Here is a 19654-nt window from a genome sequence, read left to right as displayed (position 1 = left end):
CATGCGGATCCTGCCTGTTTTTCTGGTGTTCACGCTCCTGCTTCTGGCAGGGGCGCGGGACGCTTTTGATCAATGGGTGGCCGAGACAGAGCTGCCAAATCTTCTGGCCGACACCTCGGTCGAAGTGGTGGATCGCAACGGGCAGCTCCTGCGGGCCTATACAGTTGACGGAGGACTGTGGCGGCTTGGGGCGCAGAGCGACGCGGTTGACCAGCTCTATCTTGAGGTCTTGCTGGCCTATGAGGACAAGCGCTTCTGGTCCCATCAGGGGGTAGATGCTTGGGCGCTGGCCCGCGCCGTAGCGCAATCTGCGTGGTACGGGCGGGTGGTGTCCGGAGGCTCCACGCTCACCATGCAGGTGGCGCGGCTGATTGAGGATTCCGGCACCGGGTCCTGGGCGGGAAAGCTGCGCCAGATCCGACTGGCGCTTGCGCTGGAGCAGCATCTGAGCAAGCAGGAAATTCTTGATCTTTATCTCACCCATGCGCCGTTTGGTAGCAATCTCGAAGGTATACGCGCGGCCACCCTGTCTTGGTTTGGCAAAGAGCCCCATAGGCTGACACCTGCGGAGGCAGCGCTTTTGGTCGCGTTGCCGCAAAGCCCCAATGCGCGGCGGCCTGACCGCAACCCTGCGGCTGCTGAGGCCGCGCGGGAACGGGTGCTTTGGCGTGCAAAGACCGCTGGGGTTCTTGATCAAGAGGGTGTGGATGCGGCTTTGATGACCCCTGTGCCAAAAGTGCGGCGGGCCTTTCCCGCCGTGGCGATGCATCTGGCGGACCGCGCCAAGGCGACTGCCCCGGAGGCCGCGCGGCATCAGGTGACGGTGGATCGCGTCTTGCAGACCTCGCTTGAGGCTTTGGCGCAGGAGGCATTGCGCGGCCTTGAGGGGCGGGTGTCGATCGCCATGGTGGTGGCAGATCATCACAGCGGTGAGATCCTGGCCTCTGTTGGGTCTGCAGGTCTGTCGCAGGCGGATGCACGGCAGGGCTTCATTGATATGACCCGCGCCAAGCGCTCGCCGGGCTCAACGCTGAAACCTCTGGTTTACGGGCTGTCCTTTGACCGAGGTTTGGCCCATCCGGAAACCCTGATTGCCGATGTGCCCACCCGATTTGGCCGCTATGCGCCGCAAAATTTTGACGGCCGGTTTCGCGGAGAGCTGCGCGTGCGGGAGGCCTTGGCGCAGTCGCTGAACATTCCGGTGGTCATGCTCACGGATGAGCTGGGGCCCGCCAATCTGATGGCCGCGATGCGGGCTGCGGGCATGGCTCCGGAGCTGCCCGGCGGCACAGCTGGCCTCGCGGTTGCGCTGGGCGGTGTCGGGGTCTCTCTGGAAGAGCTGGTGACGCTTTATGCGATGATCCCACAAGGCGGTGTCGCGCAACCTCTGATCTGGCAGGCGGGGAAGGACACCCCGCGACAGCAGCGCGTGATCAGCAGATCGGCGGCCTGGCATCTGGGCGATATCCTCTCGGAGATTGCCCCACCCGCAGGCGCACCACGCAGCGGCTTGGCCTATAAAACCGGCACCAGCTATGGGCATCGGGACACTTGGGCCATCGGTTTTGATGGGCGTCATGTGGCCGGTGTCTGGATCGGGCGACCCGATGGCACGCCGGTGCCGGGCGCCTTTGGCGCAGAGATCGCGGCCCCTGTGCTGTTTGATGTGTTTCAGCGGGTGAAGCCCACGCTGGATCCCTTGCCAACCCCATCGCCGGAAACGCTGATCGTCGGCAACGCCGCTCTGCCTGAACCGCTCAAAACATTTCGCGGTCGCAATGCTGTCTTTGAGCGCAGGGAAGACGCCTTGGAAGTGGCTTTCCCGCCGGAAGGTGCCAGACTTGCCGGCGCGCGGGAGGGCATGACGATCAAGGTCAAAAACGCCGCCTTTCCGATGACTGTTCTGGCCAACGGGGCGCCGGTGGCGAGCGGAGTGCGTCGGGGGGATGTGACCCTGCCCGCGACCGGGCGTGGCAGCGCGACAATCACCGTGATCGATGCGCGCGGACAATCAGATCGCATCACCGTCTGGATCGACTAGCGCACAACATCAGTCATTTTGGGAAACATGGGTGTCGCATCTGTTTTGCGGCCCTATTGCGACGGGGCCGATAGGGCGGATGGCCAAGGCATGAACCTTTGGCCATCCGCCGAAATCTCAGCGCGGCTTAGATGCGCTCGATCGCCAGCGCGATGCCCTGACCGCCGCCGATGCACATGGTCGCGAGACCTTTGGAACCGCCGGTGCGCTCCAGTTCATACATCAGCTTCACGGTGATGATTGCGCCGGTTGCGCCAACCGGGTGGCCCAGAGAGATCGCGCCGCCGTTCGGGTTCACTTTGTCGGTGTCCAGGCCAAGGCCCTTGTTCACGGCGATGGCTTGGGAGGCGAAGGCTTCGTTGCTTTCGATCACGTCAAAGTCGGCCACGGAGAGGCCGGTTTTTGCCAGCAGGTTTTCCACCGCTGGGATTGGGCCAATGCCCATCACCTCTGGGCGCACACCGGCGTGGGCGTAGCCCAGCACGCGGAACTTCGGTGTCAGGCCAGCGGCTTTGGCAGCTTCTTCGCGGGCCAGTACGATGGCGGCGGCACCGTCGTTCAAACCCGATGCGTTGCCAGCGGTCACACGGCCGTCTTTCTTGAAGACCGGACGCAGCTTGCCGAGGGTCTCCATGGTGGAGACGGTTGGGTGCTCGTCACGCACAAACGGCACCATGTCGCGCTTCACTTTGACGTCGACCGGGGTGATCTGCTCGTCAAAATAACCTGCTTCGATGGCAGCTGCGGCGCGCTCTTGGCTGGTCAGGGCGAAGGCGTCCATGTCTTCACGGGTCACATCGTGCTCATCCGCGACGTTTTCCGCAGTCACACCCATGTGGCCAGTGCCAAACGGGCAGTTCAGCGCGCCCAGCATCATGTCCAGGGTTTTCACGTCACCCATCTTCTGCCCCCAGCGCTGCTGCTGCAGGATGTAAGGGGAGCGGGACATGTTTTCGGCACCACCGGCCAGTGCGAAATCCGCATCGCCCAGCATCAGAGACTGGGTAGCGGACACGATTGCCTGAAGGCCGGAGCCGCAGAGGCGGTTCACGTTCATCGCCGGGGTGGTGTTTGGCACGCCCGCTTCAACGGAAGCAACGCGGGACAGATACATGTCGCGCGGCTCGGTGTTGATGACATGGCCAAATGCAACATGGCCGATCTGGTCGCCCTGAACGCCAGCGCGCTCGATCGCGGCTTTGGACACAGCGGTGGCCAGCTCGATCGGTGGGGTGTTGGCGAGAGAGCCGCCAAAAGTGCCAACAGCGGTACGGGCGCCGCCCAGAATTACGATATCCGACATGGGTCATCTCCTCTCAGTCGTATTTATCGCGCACTATGCAGATGCAGAAAGGGCGAGTCAGCAGGAACGGCGCGTCACAGTTGCTGTGAGATATGTGCCAAAGCGCGCGGCAATTGACAAAGGCAGTGGCTTGACCGCATCTGTGAGAGATGGATAACGATCTGTCGATACTTCAACTTTTGCCCAGCCGTCTGCGCGCGGCGCGTCGTGAACAGGGGCTGTCTCTGGAAGCGGTGGCCAAACTCTCCGGGGTGAGTCGCTCTATGGTGAGCCAGATTGAGCGTGGCGAAAGCAGCCCGACCATTGCGACCCTATGGAACCTCACGCGCGCCTTGCAGGTGGATTTCGCGGGGCTTCTGGATGAAGAAACAGCCGACAAAATAGACGTGCTGCGCGACAGCGATGTGCCGAGTTTTGACAATATGGGGCACCTTTGCGTGATCCGCATTCTCTCCCCGCCTGAGGATGTGGGCGGGCATGAGGTCTATGACATCCGTTTCGAGACCGGCGGCAGCCTCAAAAGCCAGCCTCACAAACGCGGTGCTCAAGAGCAGCTGACGGTGCTGGAAGGGGCGGTGCGGATCAACAGTGGCACAGCCGAGCAGGACTTGGCAGCTGGGGACACCGCGCGCTATGCGGCGGATGTGGCACACGCCATTGAAGCGACAGAGGCCGCGCGGGTGTTCTTGATCGTCAAAAACGCCTGATCAGATTCACAGAATTCAGGTGAATTAGAGACTGTTTCTGCTCTGAGCGGAGGCGTTTTTCTATGACGTTGTGTGTTGCGACCAGACCGATTTGCGAAAGCCCGCAGGTGTCATCCCTGTGATGCGAGAGAAGACACGGTGAAATGCGGGAAGGTCGCTATAGCCAGACCGTGCCGCCACCTCGGCCACGGGAATGCGGCTGTCCGCCAGCAGAGATTTTGCACGCTCCATACGCAGGTTCTGTAAGTAGCGGGTGAGATTGAGGCCCGTGGCCGCGCCGAAACGGCGCTGAAGGCTGCGTTCGGACAGACCTGCGTTTTGAGCCAGATTAGAGACTGATATGCGCTGATCCAGCACGCGCTCCAGATGCGTCTGTGTGCGCAAAACCTGCGCATCCCCGTGGTCGAGGATGGGCCGAAACCGTTGAAAGCGCCTCTGATCGCGCCGCACAGGTTCCACCACAAAATGCCGGGCGGTGTTGAGCATCACCTCATGGCCCGCCAGCCGTTCGATCACGATCAGCGCCAGATCCACCCAAGCCATCATCCCGCCTGCGGTGACAAGGTTTTGATGTTCGATCACAAGCTGATCGGTGTCCACGTGAAGTTGAGGCCAGTCTTTACGCAGTTGCGGCGCAACGCCCCAATGGGTGGTGACCGCACGTCCGGCATCCAGCCCCGCGGCGGCAATCCAGGTCACGCCGACGCAGGCGGAACAGATCAACGCGCCACTCTCTGCTGCAGCTTTCAGCCCATTCAAGAGGTCTGGGTGGGTTTGTGGAACCACAGACTGCGCGGCTGGTGGAAGCAGGATGGCATTTGATTTTGAGCCAAATTCAGCTGAATTAGTCACGATTTTTGGATTGAGATCCGTATGGGATAGGAAATCCTGCAACCCAAAGACCGCAGATTGCAGAGCGCCGGGATAGGCAAGAATGGTGGTGGTTTTGGAAGGCATATGTTTGACGCTTTCAGCAAATAATTTGTCATTTACGACAATAGCACAGCCAGCGCCCGCCACCATATGCTTTGGGAAACAGTGATGGAGCATATCATGACAGAGCGTACACACAGCCTGGCTATTGGCGAATTTGAGGTGACCACCTTCAACGACGGGGGCTTTGTGCTGCCCTCGGCGTATTTCTCCCAAGTGCCCGAAGACGTCGATTTGGGCGATGAGGTTGAGATCGGCGCAAATCTATGGGTCTTGCGGGGGCAAGACCGGGTGATCCTTGTGGACACAGGTTCTGCCCAAGCGCTTCAGGCGAGGTTTCCGCAGACCGGCCAGGCATGGAAGCCTCTGCAAGGCGAAACCCCTACAGACATCGTGCTGACCCACATGCATGCAGATCATCTGGGCGGTTTTCTGGACAGTGATGTGTTTCCGCAGGCGACCATTCACATTGCCGAAGCGGAGTGGGCGTTCTGGACCAACCCGGATCTGCTGAACGCGGTGGATGAAGACACCCGCCCGATGGTGCAGATGATCCAGAGTGTTGCCGCTGGTATCAAAGACCAGGTGGTGCTTTTTCAGCCGAAACAGAGTCTGATATCAGGGATCAGTTTGGTGCCGCTTCAGGGTCATACACCCGGGCATTCGGGTGTACAGATTGAAAGTGGCAATGAGACACTTCTAATCATTGGAGATGCGGTCATCTCAGAGGCGGTGCAGTTTGCCCATCCCGAGGTCACCTATGCCCTGGATGGGGATGCGGCGCAGGCGGCGGCCACGCGGCGCGCCCTGTTGGCTGAGGCCGCAGCATCCGGCACCACCATTGCCGCCACACATTTTGCCTTTCCAGGATTGGGCAAAGTTGCGGCAGAGGGGGAAACCTTCCGCTTTTTGCCTCTGTAAGCAGGGCTGCTGACAGGCAGAGCGCGCACAAACCCTTGTCTCAATCGTGCCCTGCGCTTAGGGTCGGTGCCCAGTTGAACGAGAGTTCATTGGGGCATGGCTATTGGCCGAGCGCAGGGACACGACACGGGATGCGTGAAAAAATTCTGGAAGCCACCGCAGCAATGCTGGTTGCGCATGGGACACAGGCGTCCATGTCCAAGATCGCACAGCGCGCCGGGGTGGCGACGGGATCGCTCTACAATCACTTTGAAAACAAGGATGTGCTGATCCGCGCGGTCTATGACGATCTCGCCGCGGTGATGGCAGAGGCGCTCACGGCGGGCGATGATCCAAGCCAGCCCGCGCTCACGCGGCTTGAGCGTTATATCGACAACCACATCGATTTCATCTGGCAGGATGCCGACCGGGCGGTGCTGTTTGAATATCTGTCCAACGTGCCCCTGCTGCCGGGTGCGGATGTGATGGCCAGCTTTGAAAAGTCGGCGTCCTTTATCGCGGGTGTTCTGCGGCAACTGCAGGACGAAGGTGGCTCTATTGCAGGCGATCCGGGCGTTATGGGCGGCTTTATCGGCGGGGCGATCCGCAACACCCTGAAATGGCAGCGCGCACAGGGCAAGCCGCTCAGCGATGAAACCCGCGCGCAGCTGCGGGACATGTGTTTGCGCAGCGTGCAGGCCGGTGCCTGACCGCGCACACCCCGCTCAATAGTCGCGCTGGAAGAATATCCCGATCCCGCTTTCGTCATCTGAGCCAACCTTGCCTTTGACGGTCAGATTGTCGGTGACATCGAGGTTGAGGCTGATGGTGCTTTTGCCTTCGCTGTCCACACCCACCTCGGTGTAGATGTTCTCATCAAGGTATTTGCCCGCCCGCACGCCCGGCGCGCCATCCTCGTCAAAGGTCAGCCCAAAATCATCAAGCCCTGCGTTTTTGCCAAGCTGCGGCCCGCGCGCGCCCTGTCCGGAAAGCGTGGCCAGCGCGGCGGCCAGCTGTGCGGCCTGCAGAGGCGAGATGCTGGACAGATCGCGCCCAAACAACAGTTGCGACAGAACTTCGTCGTCAGGCAGTTCCGGGTCGCTCTCCAGCTTGATCTCAGGATCGTCCATCCGGCCGTCGATGATGATGAAGATGGTTGCATCCGGCTGCTCTGCGGTGGCCTGCACGCGCATGGTGGGGACAAAATCCCCCAACAGCGCGATATTGCCCTCATCAAGCTCAAACGGGTTTGACAGGAAGTCGAGCCGACCCCGGATCAGATCAAGCTCGCCGTTTGGCCGAATGTCATTGGTGGTGCCGGTGATGCGCATGCCGCCGTTGAAATCCGCGTTCAGGCCAAGCCCGCGCACGGCGATGCGGTCGGCAATGTTGATCGCCACATCCAGACCAAAGGGCGGCGCGGAGGGCCCGGAGGAGGCCTCTTCCCGCGCAATCAGCCCCGCACGGTCGCGGGTAATATGCACAGCGCCCGGCTCGGCCAGATGGGTGATCTCAGGTACAGCGCCACCACCAGAGAGGCCCACAGGAGAGATGCGGATATTGGTCTGGCTGAGGCTGATGTCCCCGGCAATGCGGCCGCCCCCAGTGGCTGGGCCAGAGAGCGTGATGGTGCCGTCTGCGGTGGTCTCAAACAGCTGGCCTTGCTGATATTGTAGGCCCCGCAGGGTCACGGGCAGGTTGGCGTTGAAAGGCGGGGCGAGGCCAAGCGAGCCTGCAACAGCAATGTCTCCGCCGCCGGAAAACTGCGTGTTGAGGTTGATTTGTGCCGCATTATTGGCAAGCCCGATGGTGCCGGAGATGTCTTCCAGTGCGATGCGCAGATCCGGCATGGCAAAGCGCGCGCCAGACATCGAGACCGTGCCGGTCACGCTGGCCGGTTCCAACGCGCCCTGAATGCGCAGATCATATTGGGCAAGACCCTGTATCGCATTGGGCTGCAAGGCCGGGTTGGCGGCGGCGAGCGGGAAATCCCCGGCCACTGCAAAGTTGGTGCCCGTGCCGGTTGGATCGATCACACCCTGGCCGCGCCCTTTGGTGTTAAACGGCGCTGCTGCGTCAAAATCGACGGCCCAGCCCGCGTCTGACTGTGCCGCCGTGCCTTTGATGCTGGCCGCCCCCGGCAGGCTGGGAACAAAGGTTTCCACGCGGCCGATCTCCAGATCATAGTCCGCAGAAATGCCGCCGGATTGCGGCAGCGCCGCCCGGATCACGGCGCGGCTTTGCGCAGGCGCGGTCGCAGAGAGATCAAAAGCCCAGTCTGCTCCGGTTTGTTTGGCGTTGCCCTCCACGGTTGCCGGGCCGCTCAGGCCTTCGGTCTGCGCAACAGGGCCCACCTCTGCAAGCGCGGCCTCAAAATGAAGATCGCTGTTTTCGCTGGCGAGCGTGCCGTTGCCGGAGGCGGTGAGCTGAGAGGTTTTGAGATCGCCCTGACGCAGCGTGAGGCCTGTTTCATCGCGCCGCGCGGAAAAGGCGAGGCTGCTTTCGCCTGTCAAAAGCGCATCCACCTGAGGCTCGCCAATGGCCAGATCCATGGCGCCAGCGGTCAGGTCCAGATCAAAGCCCGCGCTGAGCGGGGCAATGTCTCCAGACAGCTGCGCCATGATGGCGCCGCCCAGATCGCGGCCCACAAGACCGGCAAGATTTGCCAAATCGGGCACGGAAAGGTCGGCATTGGTGGCGATGTTCATATCCTGACCCTGGCCGGTCAGATGGGCATCGCCTTTCAGGGAAGCCTGCGCGGCATCCACCGTCAGATCGGACAGGCGCACGCCTTCGCCTTCGGTCCAGTCAACATTGGCAGCCATACTGGCGCTGTCGCCCAAAGCCTCGGTCAATGCCGGATCGGGCAAGGCCAGCCCGGCCATGGTGAGCGCAATCTCTGCGGTGACCCGCTGCTTTGGATTGGCGACAATATCACCGCTGCCGTCCAGCATGACGGATTGCAATTTGGCGCTCTCGGTTTCGATGCCGGTCACATCGCCCTTAAGCGTCCAGATCTGCCCTTCGGTGGCATCAAACTGCGCCTTCAGCTGCGCGCTTTGGACGTAGTTTTTCGGGCCGCTCACCGGCAGCAGAACCGGCGCGCCCGTGTCATCGCGCAGGGTGATATCCAGATCAAAACTTTCCGGCAGGTTTTTGGCGGTCAGCGCCAATTGCCCATCCAGATTGAGCGTGCGGGAGACAAGGCTCAGGTTTTCCAGCGTGGTGCGCCCGTCACCAAACCGGCGCAGGAGCGTGTTGAGCGCGATGCTCTCACCAAAAAAGTCCTTGTAATCCGGCGCAAAAAGCGGCGCCATATTGCCCGCAATATCGGCACGGATCACCTGCGTGGGCTTGGTCTCTGCGCTGTCACCACCCTCTTCGAGGGCCACATCAGGAGCCGGTGCAGGCTCGGTGGACAGTTCCACCTGTCCGGCCAGACGCTCCTCGCCATCACTTGTCAGCCGCAGATCAGCGATAAAATCGCTCAGCGGGCCTTCCCCCAGAACGGTCAGACCGAGCGGTGGCGCTCCGGGGAGCTGCGCCAGTGTGGCCACCAGCCCGCCGGCATCCTCTGCCGCCTGCAGATCCAGCCGCAGCAGTTCGGTGTCGTTGGAATAGGCCCCATCCACGAAAAAACGTCCCGCAGGGCCACCCAGCCGTGTCGCGCTCAACAGCACATCCCCGTTGCCGCCCTCAAGGATCAGGCGGGCATCCAGTGCAAAATCCACTGCTTCGCCCAGAATAGGCTCTCCCAGCGAAATGCGATCCGCCTTTAACGCCTTGATGTTGATGCTGACCGGCAGTTCCGGCAGCGCAAAGGGCTTGGCCTCAGCGGTTGTCGGGCTGGGATCGGTTTTCGGAATGCGCGCCAGAGAGATTTCTTCGGCGCTGAGTTCGTTGACGTTTACATTGCCCCGAAGCACCGCCAGCCTGTTCCAGTTCAGCGACAGGCCTTTGAGCGAGAGCCAGGGCCCATCAGCGTCAGAGATGCGCAGCTCTTCGATGGTGGCATTGGAGCTGATCGCCCCGCGCAGCCCGATAACCTCGACCTCACGCCCCGCACCAGACAGCGAATCCTCCAGAAAACGGGTCAGCATGCCTTTGTCTTCGTCGCTGGCCTCCTCAGCCTGCTGCGCGGTTGCCGTCATGGGCAGAAGCCAGAGGAGTATGATCGCAAACCACCGCATCAGAAGGCGTGTCCTATGCCGATATAGAGTTGAAGACCGTCGCCGGTGTTGCCCGAAACCGGCACGCCCAGATCCAGTCGGATCGGGCCAAAGCCAGTGTTGTAGCGCACGCCAAGCCCGGCACCGGAATGAAAGCTGCCATCGTCAAAGAGATTAGAGGTCTCCCCAACAAAGCCGCCGTCAAAGAAGGCCACCGTCGTGATTGCGTCGGTGATCTTGACCCGCGCTTCGGTATTGAACCCCAGAAACGAGAGGCCACCGCTGTCGATGCCGTCCACTGTGACAAAGCCGGATTGATAGGGTTGCCCGCGCACGGTGCCGCCCCCGCCTGAATAAAACAGCAGATCTGGTGGGGTGCCTCTGAGCGAGGGGCCAAGAATGCTTCCAACCAGAACACGGCCCGCCGCAATAAAGCGGTTGTCAGCACCAAATCCCTGATACGCGCGCAGGTCGCCTTCCAGAAAGAGCGCAGGCTCTGTTTCGGAGAACCCCGCATAGGGGAAGGCGGTGGCCTGAATATAGTAGCCGCTGGTCGGGTTCACGATCACATCGCGGCGGTCGAGCTTGGCCTGTGCCCAGACCCCGATGCCCTGAAATGTACGGTCGCCAAAATTGTCTCGCACATCAGAGTAGAACCCGGTCAGCGCGGCGCTGGTTTCCAATCGTTCAGAGACAATGCGTTTATAGCCGACGCTCGCCCCGAACTGGCGCAGGAAATAGAGGTCTTCGTCTTCCTGTTTGATTTCGGCCCCAACGATCAAGGCCGTGTCGGAGTTGAATGTGGCCGGGCGGGAGTAAAGCGTGCCGAGGCGATAGTTGATTCCGCCACCGTCCCCCCCGATGTTTTCCACTTCCGCATCAAACCGCAGGTTTTCAGCGCCACCATTCCAGTTGCGATGCATCCAGAAGGCCGAGACGCTCAGGCCTTGCGTGCTTTCCAGCTCTGCACCAAAGCCAAATCGGCGCGGCGGGCTGTCCACAAGCGCAAGTTCCATATCCAGCGTGCCATCGGGGTTGGGCTCTTCCGCCTCACGCAGGTCAACGGTGCGGAAGGTTTCGGTGCGCCGCAAACGCGCGGTGACCCGGCGCGCGGCTTCGGGGCTGAATTGGCTTCCGGTGGGCAGATCGGCAATCTCTTCCACCCGCTCGGGGCGCACGGTGGATTGGCCTTTGTAAATCAGCTTGCCAAACCGCAGCTTGGGGCCGGGATCAAGCGCCACATCCACATCCAGCTCAGAGGCACGGTGATCGGCGGTGATATTCTCTGCCGCAACCTTTGCCTTGGCATGACCCTCATCCCGCCAGCCACTGACGCCCGCGCGCGCAGCGGCCTCCACAGCGCCCAGGTCGGCAGGGGCAGCCGGGGCAAATTCCTCGGGCAGTTCGGTCTCAGGCGCAATTGGCGCGATAGAGGTCTGACCAAAGCGGAACTTGTTGCCCGGTGTCACCGACACGCTGACATTTGAAACCGTGTTGATCTGCGCGAAAGGCGAGATATTGGCCGCCTCCTGCCCGTTGACCTTAATCGAGATCGACGGGCCGAAATAGCCCGCACGGTAGAGCACCCCAAGCAGGCGCTTGTAGTCTGACTGCGCCGCCGCGACGATGTCTTGGCCTTCTGTGGTGCCCTCTTCTTTGGCAGTCGTCAGCAAAGAGGCGGCCTGAAGCCGATCTCCTAGAGTTTCATCGCCCCCTGCGGTGCGGAAATCGATTTCAAAGGCCTGAGCGGCGGAACAGGACAGGCCGCAGATCATCATCGCGGCCCATGGCAGACCGTTGAGCTTGCGATGCCACCTCACACGTCGTCGCAACCTAATCTCCCAATGCTTCAAAACAACACTTCATAAAAAACAATGTGGTGAAGCACTTGCCTCGCCTGTCATAGCTAGAGTAGCCCAAGCCGGACTCGCTGGCCATATGGCAAAATGCGGAAAGCAAAGGCGTATTTGTGCGAATGCAGGACGAAAGCAGAGAGCATGCGGTGGGGCGAAGGGGCCTCTGGCTGCCGGTCATCGCGCTGCGTAGTGTGTTGTTTTATGTCGCCGCACTGATTGCGGCCTTGCCGTTCCTGCTGCTCTGGCCAGGTCTGTTGTTGTCGCGGGATCGGGTCTACGCCGTGATTGATCGGTATTTGCGGGTGCAACTTTGGCTGCTGCGGGTGATCTGCGGCATTCGTTATCAGCTCGAAGGGGCGCATCATTTGCCCGACACGCCGGTCTTGATGGCCTCACAGCATGAAAGCACCTGGGAAACGCTCTTTTACCAGCTGCTGCTCAAGCGCCCGGTGATGTATGCCAAAAAGCCGATTTTCTCCTATCCGGTGTTTGGTCCGCTGATGCGTAAGCTCGGGCATATTCCGGTCTCCACCAGCGCCAGCGGTGACGCCATGCGCGACGGTTTTCGCGCCGGGGCTGCGGCTGTCAAGGAAGGCCGCAACCTGCTGATCTTCCCAAGTGGCACAAGGCGCTTGTCTCAGGCCGATCAGATTCAGGCCGGGGTGGGTGTGCTTTATCAGCTTGCAGGTGTTGCGGCTGTTCCGATCCGCATCAATTCCGGGGCTTGCTGGCCTTATGGCACCTTTCTTAAATATCCCGGTGTCATAAAGGTGGAGATTGGCGCGCTAATTGCGGCTGGTCTGGATCGCCGCAGCTTTATGGCGCAGCTGTCCGCCGCGCTGCGCGGTTAAGGCGATCAGCACCGGGAAAGCGCGCGTAATACGTCTAAAATCCCATTTGTTAAGGGCCGGGTAAGGGCTGCTGGGTAACTGTCATCCTGGGTGAGAAAAAGGTGACGTGCGATGGCAGATAATTCCAACGCGCCGGTGATCATTAAACGCAAGAAAGTGGTCGGCGGTGACGGACATCATGGTGGGGCGTGGAAAATCGCCTATGCGGACTTTGTGACCGCAATGATGGCGTTCTTTCTATTGATGTGGCTGATCAATGCGACAACAGAACAACAACGGCTCGGTATTGCGGAGTTCTTCAACCCGTCTGTGCCGCTGAACAAAACTTCCGGTGGGGGAAGTGCGATGTTCGGCGGGGACAGCGTGTTGACGGAACGCATTCTGGCGCATCAGGGCACCGGCGGTTTGCCAACCTCTATTGAGGGACAGCCAGATCCGGTGGAGTTTGAAACCGCTGGCAAAGGCGAAGAAGACGAGCTTGAACGCCTGCGCGATGGCTTGATCGGCGGCGGTGGCGAAAGCTTCCTGTCTGACAACCTCATGAAACATGTGGTCACACGTGTGACGGACGAAGGTCTGGTGATCGAGCTCTTTGACTCGCCAAACCAGCGCCTGTTTGTGGAAGGCACAGCGCAACCCATGCCGCTGTTGCTGGATCTGGCGGAAGTGCTCGTCGAGGTTGCGGGCTATGTGAGCAATGATGTGGCGATTGAAGGACATGTGCGGTCAGAGCCGGTGACGGTGCGCAACACGCAAACCTGGTCCATGTCCTCGATTCGCGCCGATGCCATGCGGCAGCTGATGGAGACTTTCGGTCTGGAGAAGGAACGGGTCGCCCGTGTGACCGGACATGCTGACCGCGAAATGGTGTCAAACATCCCGCGGGATCTGAGAAATAACCGCATTGAGATTATCTTGCTGCGATCAGATCAGTGAGTTGAGGGAAATCTTTGTGGCGCGTTAGTGCGCTGTTAAGTTGGAGCGTCGTAACAGGGAAGTCGAACAAAGGGTTACAGCAGAAAGGCGTACCATGTCGATTTCCTCTTCGCTTAATGCCGGTGTGGCCGGGTTGTCGTCTAATGCGACTCGCCTGGCGACCATCTCCGACAACATTGCGAACTCCGCCACCTACGGCTATCGCCGCGTAGAAACGGACTTTCAGTCCATGGTCAGCGGCTCGCAGGGTGGCGGCAAGTATTCGGCAGGGGGCGTTCAGGCGACCAGCCGCCGACTGATCGACGAAGGCGGCTCTCTGACCCCAACCACCAACGCGACCGACCTTGCTGTGCGGGGCCGTGGGTTTATTCCGGTGGCCTCCGCGACCGCGATCAAGGCTGGCGACACCAGCCCTCAGCTGATGCTGGCAACCACCGGGTCTTTCCGGGCGGATGAAGATGGCTATCTGGTGTCTCAAGCGGGCCTGTCGATGATGGGCTGGCCGGCGAACGCAGATGGCACGATCCCGAACTATCCGCGTGATGCGGATACAGGTCTGGAGCCGATTCGCCTGCTGACCACCGAGCTTGTGGGCTCTCCGACCACCGCGGTTGAGTTGGGTGTAAACCTGCCGGCAACCTCTACCGTGGCTGGCGCGCCAGGTGACGTGGAAACCCTGACCATCGAGTATTACGGCAACCTTGGGCAGGCGGAAACGCTGAGCATCACCTTCACGCCAACTGTGCCTGCGACCGGAGCATCCAACGCTTGGACTATGGAAATTCGCGATTCGGCGTCTGGCGGCGCGGTGATCGGGAACTTTGACCTGACATTTGATGATGGCCGTACCACCGGTGGCCGTCTGTCTGCGGTTACCTCCAACGCACCGGGTGGCCCCTATGATCCGACCACCGGCACCGCGATTCTGAACGTGGCTGGCGGCCCGATGGAAGTAGACATTGGTCTGATCGGCGCCACCGGCGGCATGACCCAGCTGGGGGATGATTATGCACCGCTGAAAGTTGATAAGGACGGCGCGCCGGTTGGAACTATGACCTCTGTTGAAGTCGACGCAAACGGCTTTGTCACCGCATATTTTAACACCGGCATCACTCGCACCATCGCGCAGATTCCACTGGTTGAGGTGCCAAACCCCAACGGTCTGGATATCTCTCTCGACTTCCAGACATACATCCCCTCCAACGAGAGCGGGCCGTATTTCATGTGGGATGCGGGCACCGGACCAACCGGTGAGATCCTGTCCTATGTCCGTCAGGAATCAGCCACCGACGTGGCGGCGGAACTGACCGACATGATCCAGACACAGCGTGCCTACAGCACCAACGCCAAGGTCATTCAGACCGTGGACGAGATGCTGCAGGAAACCACCAACATCAAACGCTGATAACCGCGCCGGGGCCACGTGAGGCCAGAAAGGATAAGTCATGAGTATTTCAAGCGCTCTGTCCAATGCTTTGAGCGGTCTGACCGCCTCGGCGCGCAGTGCGGAAGTTCTGTCTTCCAACATCGCCAATGCGTCGACCGAAGGCTACGGTCGACGCACGCTCAGCCAGTCAGCTTCCGAATATGGCTATTCTGGCGGGGTGAAGTTGAACGGGGTCATGCGCAACGTGAACCCGGTGACCATTGCCGAGCGGCGGCTCGCTGATGCGGGCAGCCAGCTCGCGACAGGCACCAATGCCTTCTACACCCGCCTTGAAAGCGAAGTGGGCACGCCGGATCAGGCCGATAGCCTGTCCGGTCTTATGGCCAGCTTTGAAAGCACATTGGCCACCGCAACAGGTGCGCCAGACAGCGATGTGCGCCTAGCCAATATTTCTCAGGATGCGGCTCGGATCGCAGATGCTTTCAATGCGGCATCTGACGCAATTCAGGGCATGCGTTCTGAAGCAGATACAAAAATTGGCCGTCAGATTGATGAGCTCAACAACCTGCTGCAGCAGACCGAAGAGTTTAACCGCAAGATTTCACTAGCCATCAACCAGGGCCAGGAAACCGCCGGTCTGGAAGACTCCCGCCATCAGCTTTTGGACCGCATTGGCGAGCTGGTCCCAGTCCGTGCAGTGCCACGGGATCGCGGTGGGGTAGCGCTTTATACCACCAATGGCGCCGTGCTGCTGGATGGCAAAGCGGCGGAGATTGAATTCAATGAGGTTGGCACCATTCAACCGCATATGACCGAAGCCAATGGCATGCTGGGCGGCATCACCATCAATGGCTATGCGATGCGGATTGATTCAAACAAAGGCGCGCTTGCTGGCGGCGCAATCGGCGCGCAATTTGCAATCCGTGATGAACTGGCAGTGAGCGCGCAGGCCGATTTGGACGCCGCCGCCCGCAGTCTCGTAGAGCGGTTTCAGAACACCACCACGGATCCAACGTTAAATCCGGGAGATGCTGGCATTTTCACGGATGCGGGGCTGGCCTTTAACACCGTGGATGAAGTTGGGCTGGCCGGTCGTCTGGAGCTCAATGATCTTGTCGATATCGACGGTGCTGGAGAAACATGGCGTATTCGGGATGGCCTCGGCGCAGCAGCGCCCGGTGATTCCGGCGAGGCAGCACAGCTCAATCGCTTGCTGGACGCCATGCGCGAACCTCTGGCTCCAGTATCAGGTGGTTTTGGCCCGAAGAACGTCTCTATGACCGAGCTGAGCGGCAAGTTTTTGTCCAGCATTTCCAGCGCGCGTGTACAGAGCGATCAGGAGGTTGTCTTTGCCTCTGCCCAGCTCAACAGCCTGGAAGATATGGAACTTTTGGACGGCGTGGACACCGACCAGGAATTGCAGCGTTTGATGCAGGTGGAGCAGGCCTATGCGGCCAACGCGCGCCTGATCCAGGCTGCGGATGAAATGATGGACGCATTGCTGAGGTTGTAAAATGATCACTTCTATCGGAGACATGGCGCAGCAGATGATGATGTCGCGCCGCACCACATCGGTCAAAAATGATCTTGACCGTTTGGCACAAGAACTGGCGTCCGGGCGCAAATCAGATGTGGCCGCATCGCTGAGAGGCGATTTCAACATGCTGGCCGGGGTCGAGCGTCAATTGACCGTACTCGAAGGGTTCGAGGTCGCTTCTAACGACGCCAAAGTATTTGCCGAGGTGGCACAGTCCTCTCTGAAGATGATTCAGGAAACTGCTGGCGGTCTTGGCAACGATCTGATGTCAGCCAGTAGCTCTGGCTTGACCGCTTCGGTGGACAGTGTGGCCAAGAACGCCCGCAATGACTTTGACGCCATCGTCAGCGCGCTCAATGGTCGTGCTGGGGATCGGGCACTTTTTGCAGGGACAGCCACGGATGCTGGCGCTTTGGTCTCTTCAGAAGACATGATGACGCAAATTAATGCGGCGATCACCGCCGCTGGTGCGGTCACTGTGACAGATATTGTTGCTGCAGTGGATGATTACTTCATGACGGCTGGAGGTGGGTTTGAGACCAGCGCCTATGTCGGTTCGACAAACAATCTGACACCTTTCCGACTGAATGAAACGGAAACGGCAGACTATGAAATTCGAGCAGACAATACAGCGTTGCGTCAGGCGATGCGTGATACGGCACTTGCCGCGCTTGCAGATGAGCCGTCCCTGAGCCTCAACTTGACCGAAAAGCAGCAGCTGATGCGGACCGTGGGTGAACGCCTTTTGAGCAATCAGGACAAGATTGTCGAGGTGCGCGCAGATCTGGGCTTCAACCAGGAGCGCATCGAAAACGCGCAGGCCAACAACTCAGCACAGCGCAGCGCGCTTCTGATGACACAAAGTGATCTTCTGTCGGCAGACTCCACCGAGGTTGCCGGCCAACTTCAGGCGGTTCAGGTACAACTAGAATTGGTGTACACGATCACCGCCCGTCTTTCCCAACTGACACTGGCGAATTACATACGATGAAACAATTCATGAGCTTAGCAAGAATGCTGATGCTCCTCGTACTGATGCCAATGATGGCAACAGCAGCGCCGATCCGGATCAAAGATCTGGTAGAATTTGACGGTGTACGGGGCAATGATCTGGTTGGCTACGGTCTTGTGGTCGGCCTGAACGGAACCGGGGACGGGCTGCGAAACGCGCCCTTCACCGAAGAAATAATGACCAATATTCTGGAGCGCCTTGGTGTGAACATCACCGGCGAACAGATGCGGCCTAAGAACGTGGCAGCGGTTTTCGTAACAGCAACCCTGCCACCCTTTGCCCGTGCAGGCGGCACGGTGGATGTGACCATTTCGGCTATTGGCGATGCCAGCAGCCTTTTGGGCGGAACCTTGGTGATGACACCATTGAACGCCGCGGATGGTGAGATCTACGCAGTCGCGCAGGGCACGGTGATCGCAGGGGGCGTGGCAGCCGAAGGGGACGCCGGTGGCGTCGTCAAGGGCGTGCCAACGTCGGGTGTGATCCCATCCGGCGCCCGCGTAGAAAGAGAGATCGACTTCGATTTCTCATCGCTGACCAATATGCGTCTGGCGTTGCGGGAGCCGGATTTTACAACTGCTGGTCGCATCGAGCAGGCCATCAACCGTAACTACGGAGGCCGGGTCGCTTTGATGCTGGACTCAGGCACCGTACAAGTGGACATCAACCGCACCAACCAAATTTCCCCGGCCCATGCGCTGAGCCAGATCGAGAATCTGCTGGTACAGCCTGAGCGCAAGGCGCGTGTGGTGGTGGATCAGCGCTCCGGCACCATTGTGATGGGCGAAGACGTGCGGATTTCCCGCGTGGCCGTTTCTCAGGGTGGGCTCACATTGCGCGTCACCGAAGAGCCACTGGTTGTGCAACCCAACCCCTTTGCCGATGGGCAAACCGTGGTGGTCCCACGCACCGAAGCCGCGATCGAAGAGGAACCGGGCGTTGGCCTCGCTGAAGTGCCAACCACAACCTCTCTGAGCGAAGTGATTGCCGGTCTTAATGCGCTGGGTGTTGCGCCCCGCGACATGATCGACATTCTCAAGAGCATCAAAGCCGCCGGCGCGCTTCATGCGGAGTTCATCGTGCGGTAAAGTGGCCGACATTGGCGGAAAAGAAGCGACGGCGTCCAATTTTGGGCGCCGTTCCTTTATTTAAATCAGCGCCTTAAGGTCGGTGTGTTTCATTTATGCAACCCGTTTTAGCTGAATTTGAAGTCCATTTTACAATCAGAATGGGATTCTAGATACGGGCGCACGCAGCTCCTGGCTGCATTGTGACTATTCTGGAGAACAAAAATGAAAACAGCTCTGTCTCTTATTGTTGGTTTGAGCACTCTCGCGGGCACCGCACAGGCATTCGAATTCAAAGGCGCAGAAATCGGCCTGAGCTATTCCAGCTTCTTTGACGAAGTCAACAACGAGTCGGTGGCCACCTCGACCCTTGATGGCTCTGCGGAATTTGCGTTCTCCCAGCGCTTTGGGGTCCAGTTGGATCTGGCGCGCCATGATTTCAGCCTGCTCAGCGAAAGCGGCAACACAGTTGCTCTGCACGGTATCTTCAACGCCAATGAGCAACTGGCTCTGGGTGTTTACTACGAACGCGCCGACGTGAACAACGACATCCAGTCTTTCGGTATCGAAGGCCACTATGACTATGGTCTGGGCTATGCTGAGGCCTATTTTCAGAAAGACAACGAAGACAATGTGGACCTGACCCTTCTGGGTGTTATGGGCGGCTGGGATGTCAGCGAGACGCTGGTGTTGACCGCTGCGTATGATTACGTGGACGTTGGCGGCCTGAACGCGGCAGCGGATGCAAACCTCTTCACCTTTGGGGTGCGCTACAACCTGATTGAAAACACCACTCTGACTGCCGATCTGGGCCTGATTGACGGTGACGGAGATTCCGAAGGCTTCTTTGGTCTGGGCATCGAATACAACTTCGGCCCAAACCGCGGCACCACCTTTGGCAAGCGCGGCTTGCTCAACGTGTTCCCGGGCCTCTGATCCTACCTTTCAGAGACAA

At 59.7% G+C, this 19654-nt stretch carries 15 protein-coding genes; 11 read left to right on the top strand and 4 right to left on the bottom strand.

Annotated elements, in window-relative coordinates; genetic code table 11:
• Nucleotide 1 precedes the first annotated feature (1 nt).
• The gene (pbpC, locus tag J7399_RS06795; RefSeq protein WP_209084906.1) at nt 2–2041 is read left to right on the top strand and encodes a penicillin-binding protein 1C; all 2040 of its coding nucleotides are present in this window, start codon (nt 2–4) and stop codon (nt 2039–2041) included.
• A gap of 127 nt (nt 2042–2168) precedes the next feature.
• Here pbpC and J7399_RS06790 read toward each other — a convergent pair whose 3' ends face one another.
• The gene (locus tag J7399_RS06790; RefSeq protein ID WP_209084904.1) at nt 2169–3344 is read right to left on the bottom strand and encodes an acetyl-CoA C-acyltransferase family protein; all 1176 of its coding nucleotides are present in this window, start codon (nt 3342–3344) and stop codon (nt 2169–2171) included.
• Between the two features lie 149 nt (nt 3345–3493).
• Here J7399_RS06790 and J7399_RS06785 point away from each other — a divergent pair, with 149 nt between their 5' ends.
• Nucleotides 3494–4051, top strand: coding sequence for an XRE family transcriptional regulator (locus J7399_RS06785; RefSeq protein ID WP_209084902.1), 558 nt, complete (start codon nt 3494–3496; stop codon nt 4049–4051).
• Between the two features lie 60 nt (nt 4052–4111).
• Here J7399_RS06785 and J7399_RS06780 read toward each other — a convergent pair whose 3' ends face one another.
• Nucleotides 4112–5008 (bottom strand): helix-turn-helix domain-containing protein, encoded by an 897-nt coding sequence (locus J7399_RS06780; protein WP_209084900.1) that lies wholly within the window; start codon nt 5006–5008, stop codon nt 4112–4114.
• Between the two features lie 96 nt (nt 5009–5104).
• Between J7399_RS06780 and J7399_RS06775 the strand changes: the two genes are divergently transcribed.
• The gene (locus tag J7399_RS06775; protein WP_209084898.1) at nt 5105–5905 is read left to right on the top strand and encodes an MBL fold metallo-hydrolase; all 801 of its coding nucleotides are present in this window, start codon (nt 5105–5107) and stop codon (nt 5903–5905) included.
• Nucleotides 5906–6036: 131 nt separating this feature from the next.
• Nucleotides 6037–6594, top strand: a complete 558-nt coding sequence (locus J7399_RS06770; RefSeq protein WP_209057721.1) for a TetR/AcrR family transcriptional regulator — start codon at nt 6037–6039, stop codon at nt 6592–6594.
• Nucleotides 6595–6609: 15 nt separating this feature from the next.
• Here J7399_RS06770 and J7399_RS06765 read toward each other — a convergent pair whose 3' ends face one another.
• Entirely contained in the window at nt 6610–10074 is a 3465-nt protein-coding gene (locus J7399_RS06765) for a translocation/assembly module TamB domain-containing protein (protein ID WP_209084896.1), read from the bottom strand.
• Nucleotides 10074–11885: a BamA/TamA family outer membrane protein gene (locus J7399_RS06760; RefSeq protein WP_209084894.1), complete on the bottom strand. Its 1812-nt coding sequence runs from the start codon at nt 11883–11885 to the stop codon at nt 10074–10076. Before J7399_RS06760 ends, J7399_RS06765 begins: the two co-directional genes overlap by 1 nt.
• A gap of 143 nt (nt 11886–12028) precedes the next feature.
• On the opposite strand from J7399_RS06760, the gene J7399_RS06755 reads away from it, so the two are divergent.
• The 7 genes from J7399_RS06755 to J7399_RS06725 all read left to right on the top strand — a co-directional run bounded on the left by J7399_RS06755 (nt 12029) and on the right by J7399_RS06725 (nt 19635).
• Nucleotides 12029–12760, top strand: coding sequence for a lysophospholipid acyltransferase family protein (locus J7399_RS06755; RefSeq protein WP_209057707.1), 732 nt, complete (start codon nt 12029–12031; stop codon nt 12758–12760).
• Nucleotides 12761–12871: 111 nt separating this feature from the next.
• A complete protein-coding gene (locus J7399_RS06750; protein ID WP_209057704.1) occupies nt 12872–13696 on the top strand; it encodes a flagellar motor protein MotB in 825 nt (274 codons plus the stop codon).
• Between the two features lie 94 nt (nt 13697–13790).
• A complete protein-coding gene (locus tag J7399_RS06745; protein ID WP_209057702.1) occupies nt 13791–15101 on the top strand; it encodes a flagellar hook-basal body complex protein in 1311 nt (436 codons plus the stop codon).
• Nucleotides 15102–15141: 40 nt separating this feature from the next.
• Complete coding sequence (gene flgK, locus J7399_RS06740) at nt 15142–16596, top strand: flagellar hook-associated protein FlgK (RefSeq protein WP_209084892.1); 1455 nt, start codon at nt 15142–15144, stop codon at nt 16594–16596.
• A gap of 1 nt (nt 16597) precedes the next feature.
• Nucleotides 16598–17611 (top strand): flagellin, encoded by a 1014-nt coding sequence (locus J7399_RS06735; RefSeq protein ID WP_209057696.1) that lies wholly within the window; start codon nt 16598–16600, stop codon nt 17609–17611.
• Between the two features lie 8 nt (nt 17612–17619).
• Nucleotides 17620–18720 (top strand): flagellar basal body P-ring protein FlgI, encoded by a 1101-nt coding sequence (locus J7399_RS06730; protein ID WP_247742801.1) that lies wholly within the window; start codon nt 17620–17622, stop codon nt 18718–18720.
• Nucleotides 18721–18924: 204 nt separating this feature from the next.
• Complete coding sequence (locus J7399_RS06725) at nt 18925–19635, top strand: porin (protein WP_209084888.1); 711 nt, start codon at nt 18925–18927, stop codon at nt 19633–19635.
• Nucleotides 19636–19654 lie beyond the last annotated feature (19 nt).

The organism is Shimia sp. R9_1 (assembly GCF_017743775.1).
Classification (GTDB): domain Bacteria; phylum Pseudomonadota; class Alphaproteobacteria; order Rhodobacterales; family Rhodobacteraceae; genus Shimia.
The sequence above is the reverse complement of the archived record's forward strand: the minus strand, read 5'-3'. Positions and strand labels throughout refer to the sequence as shown.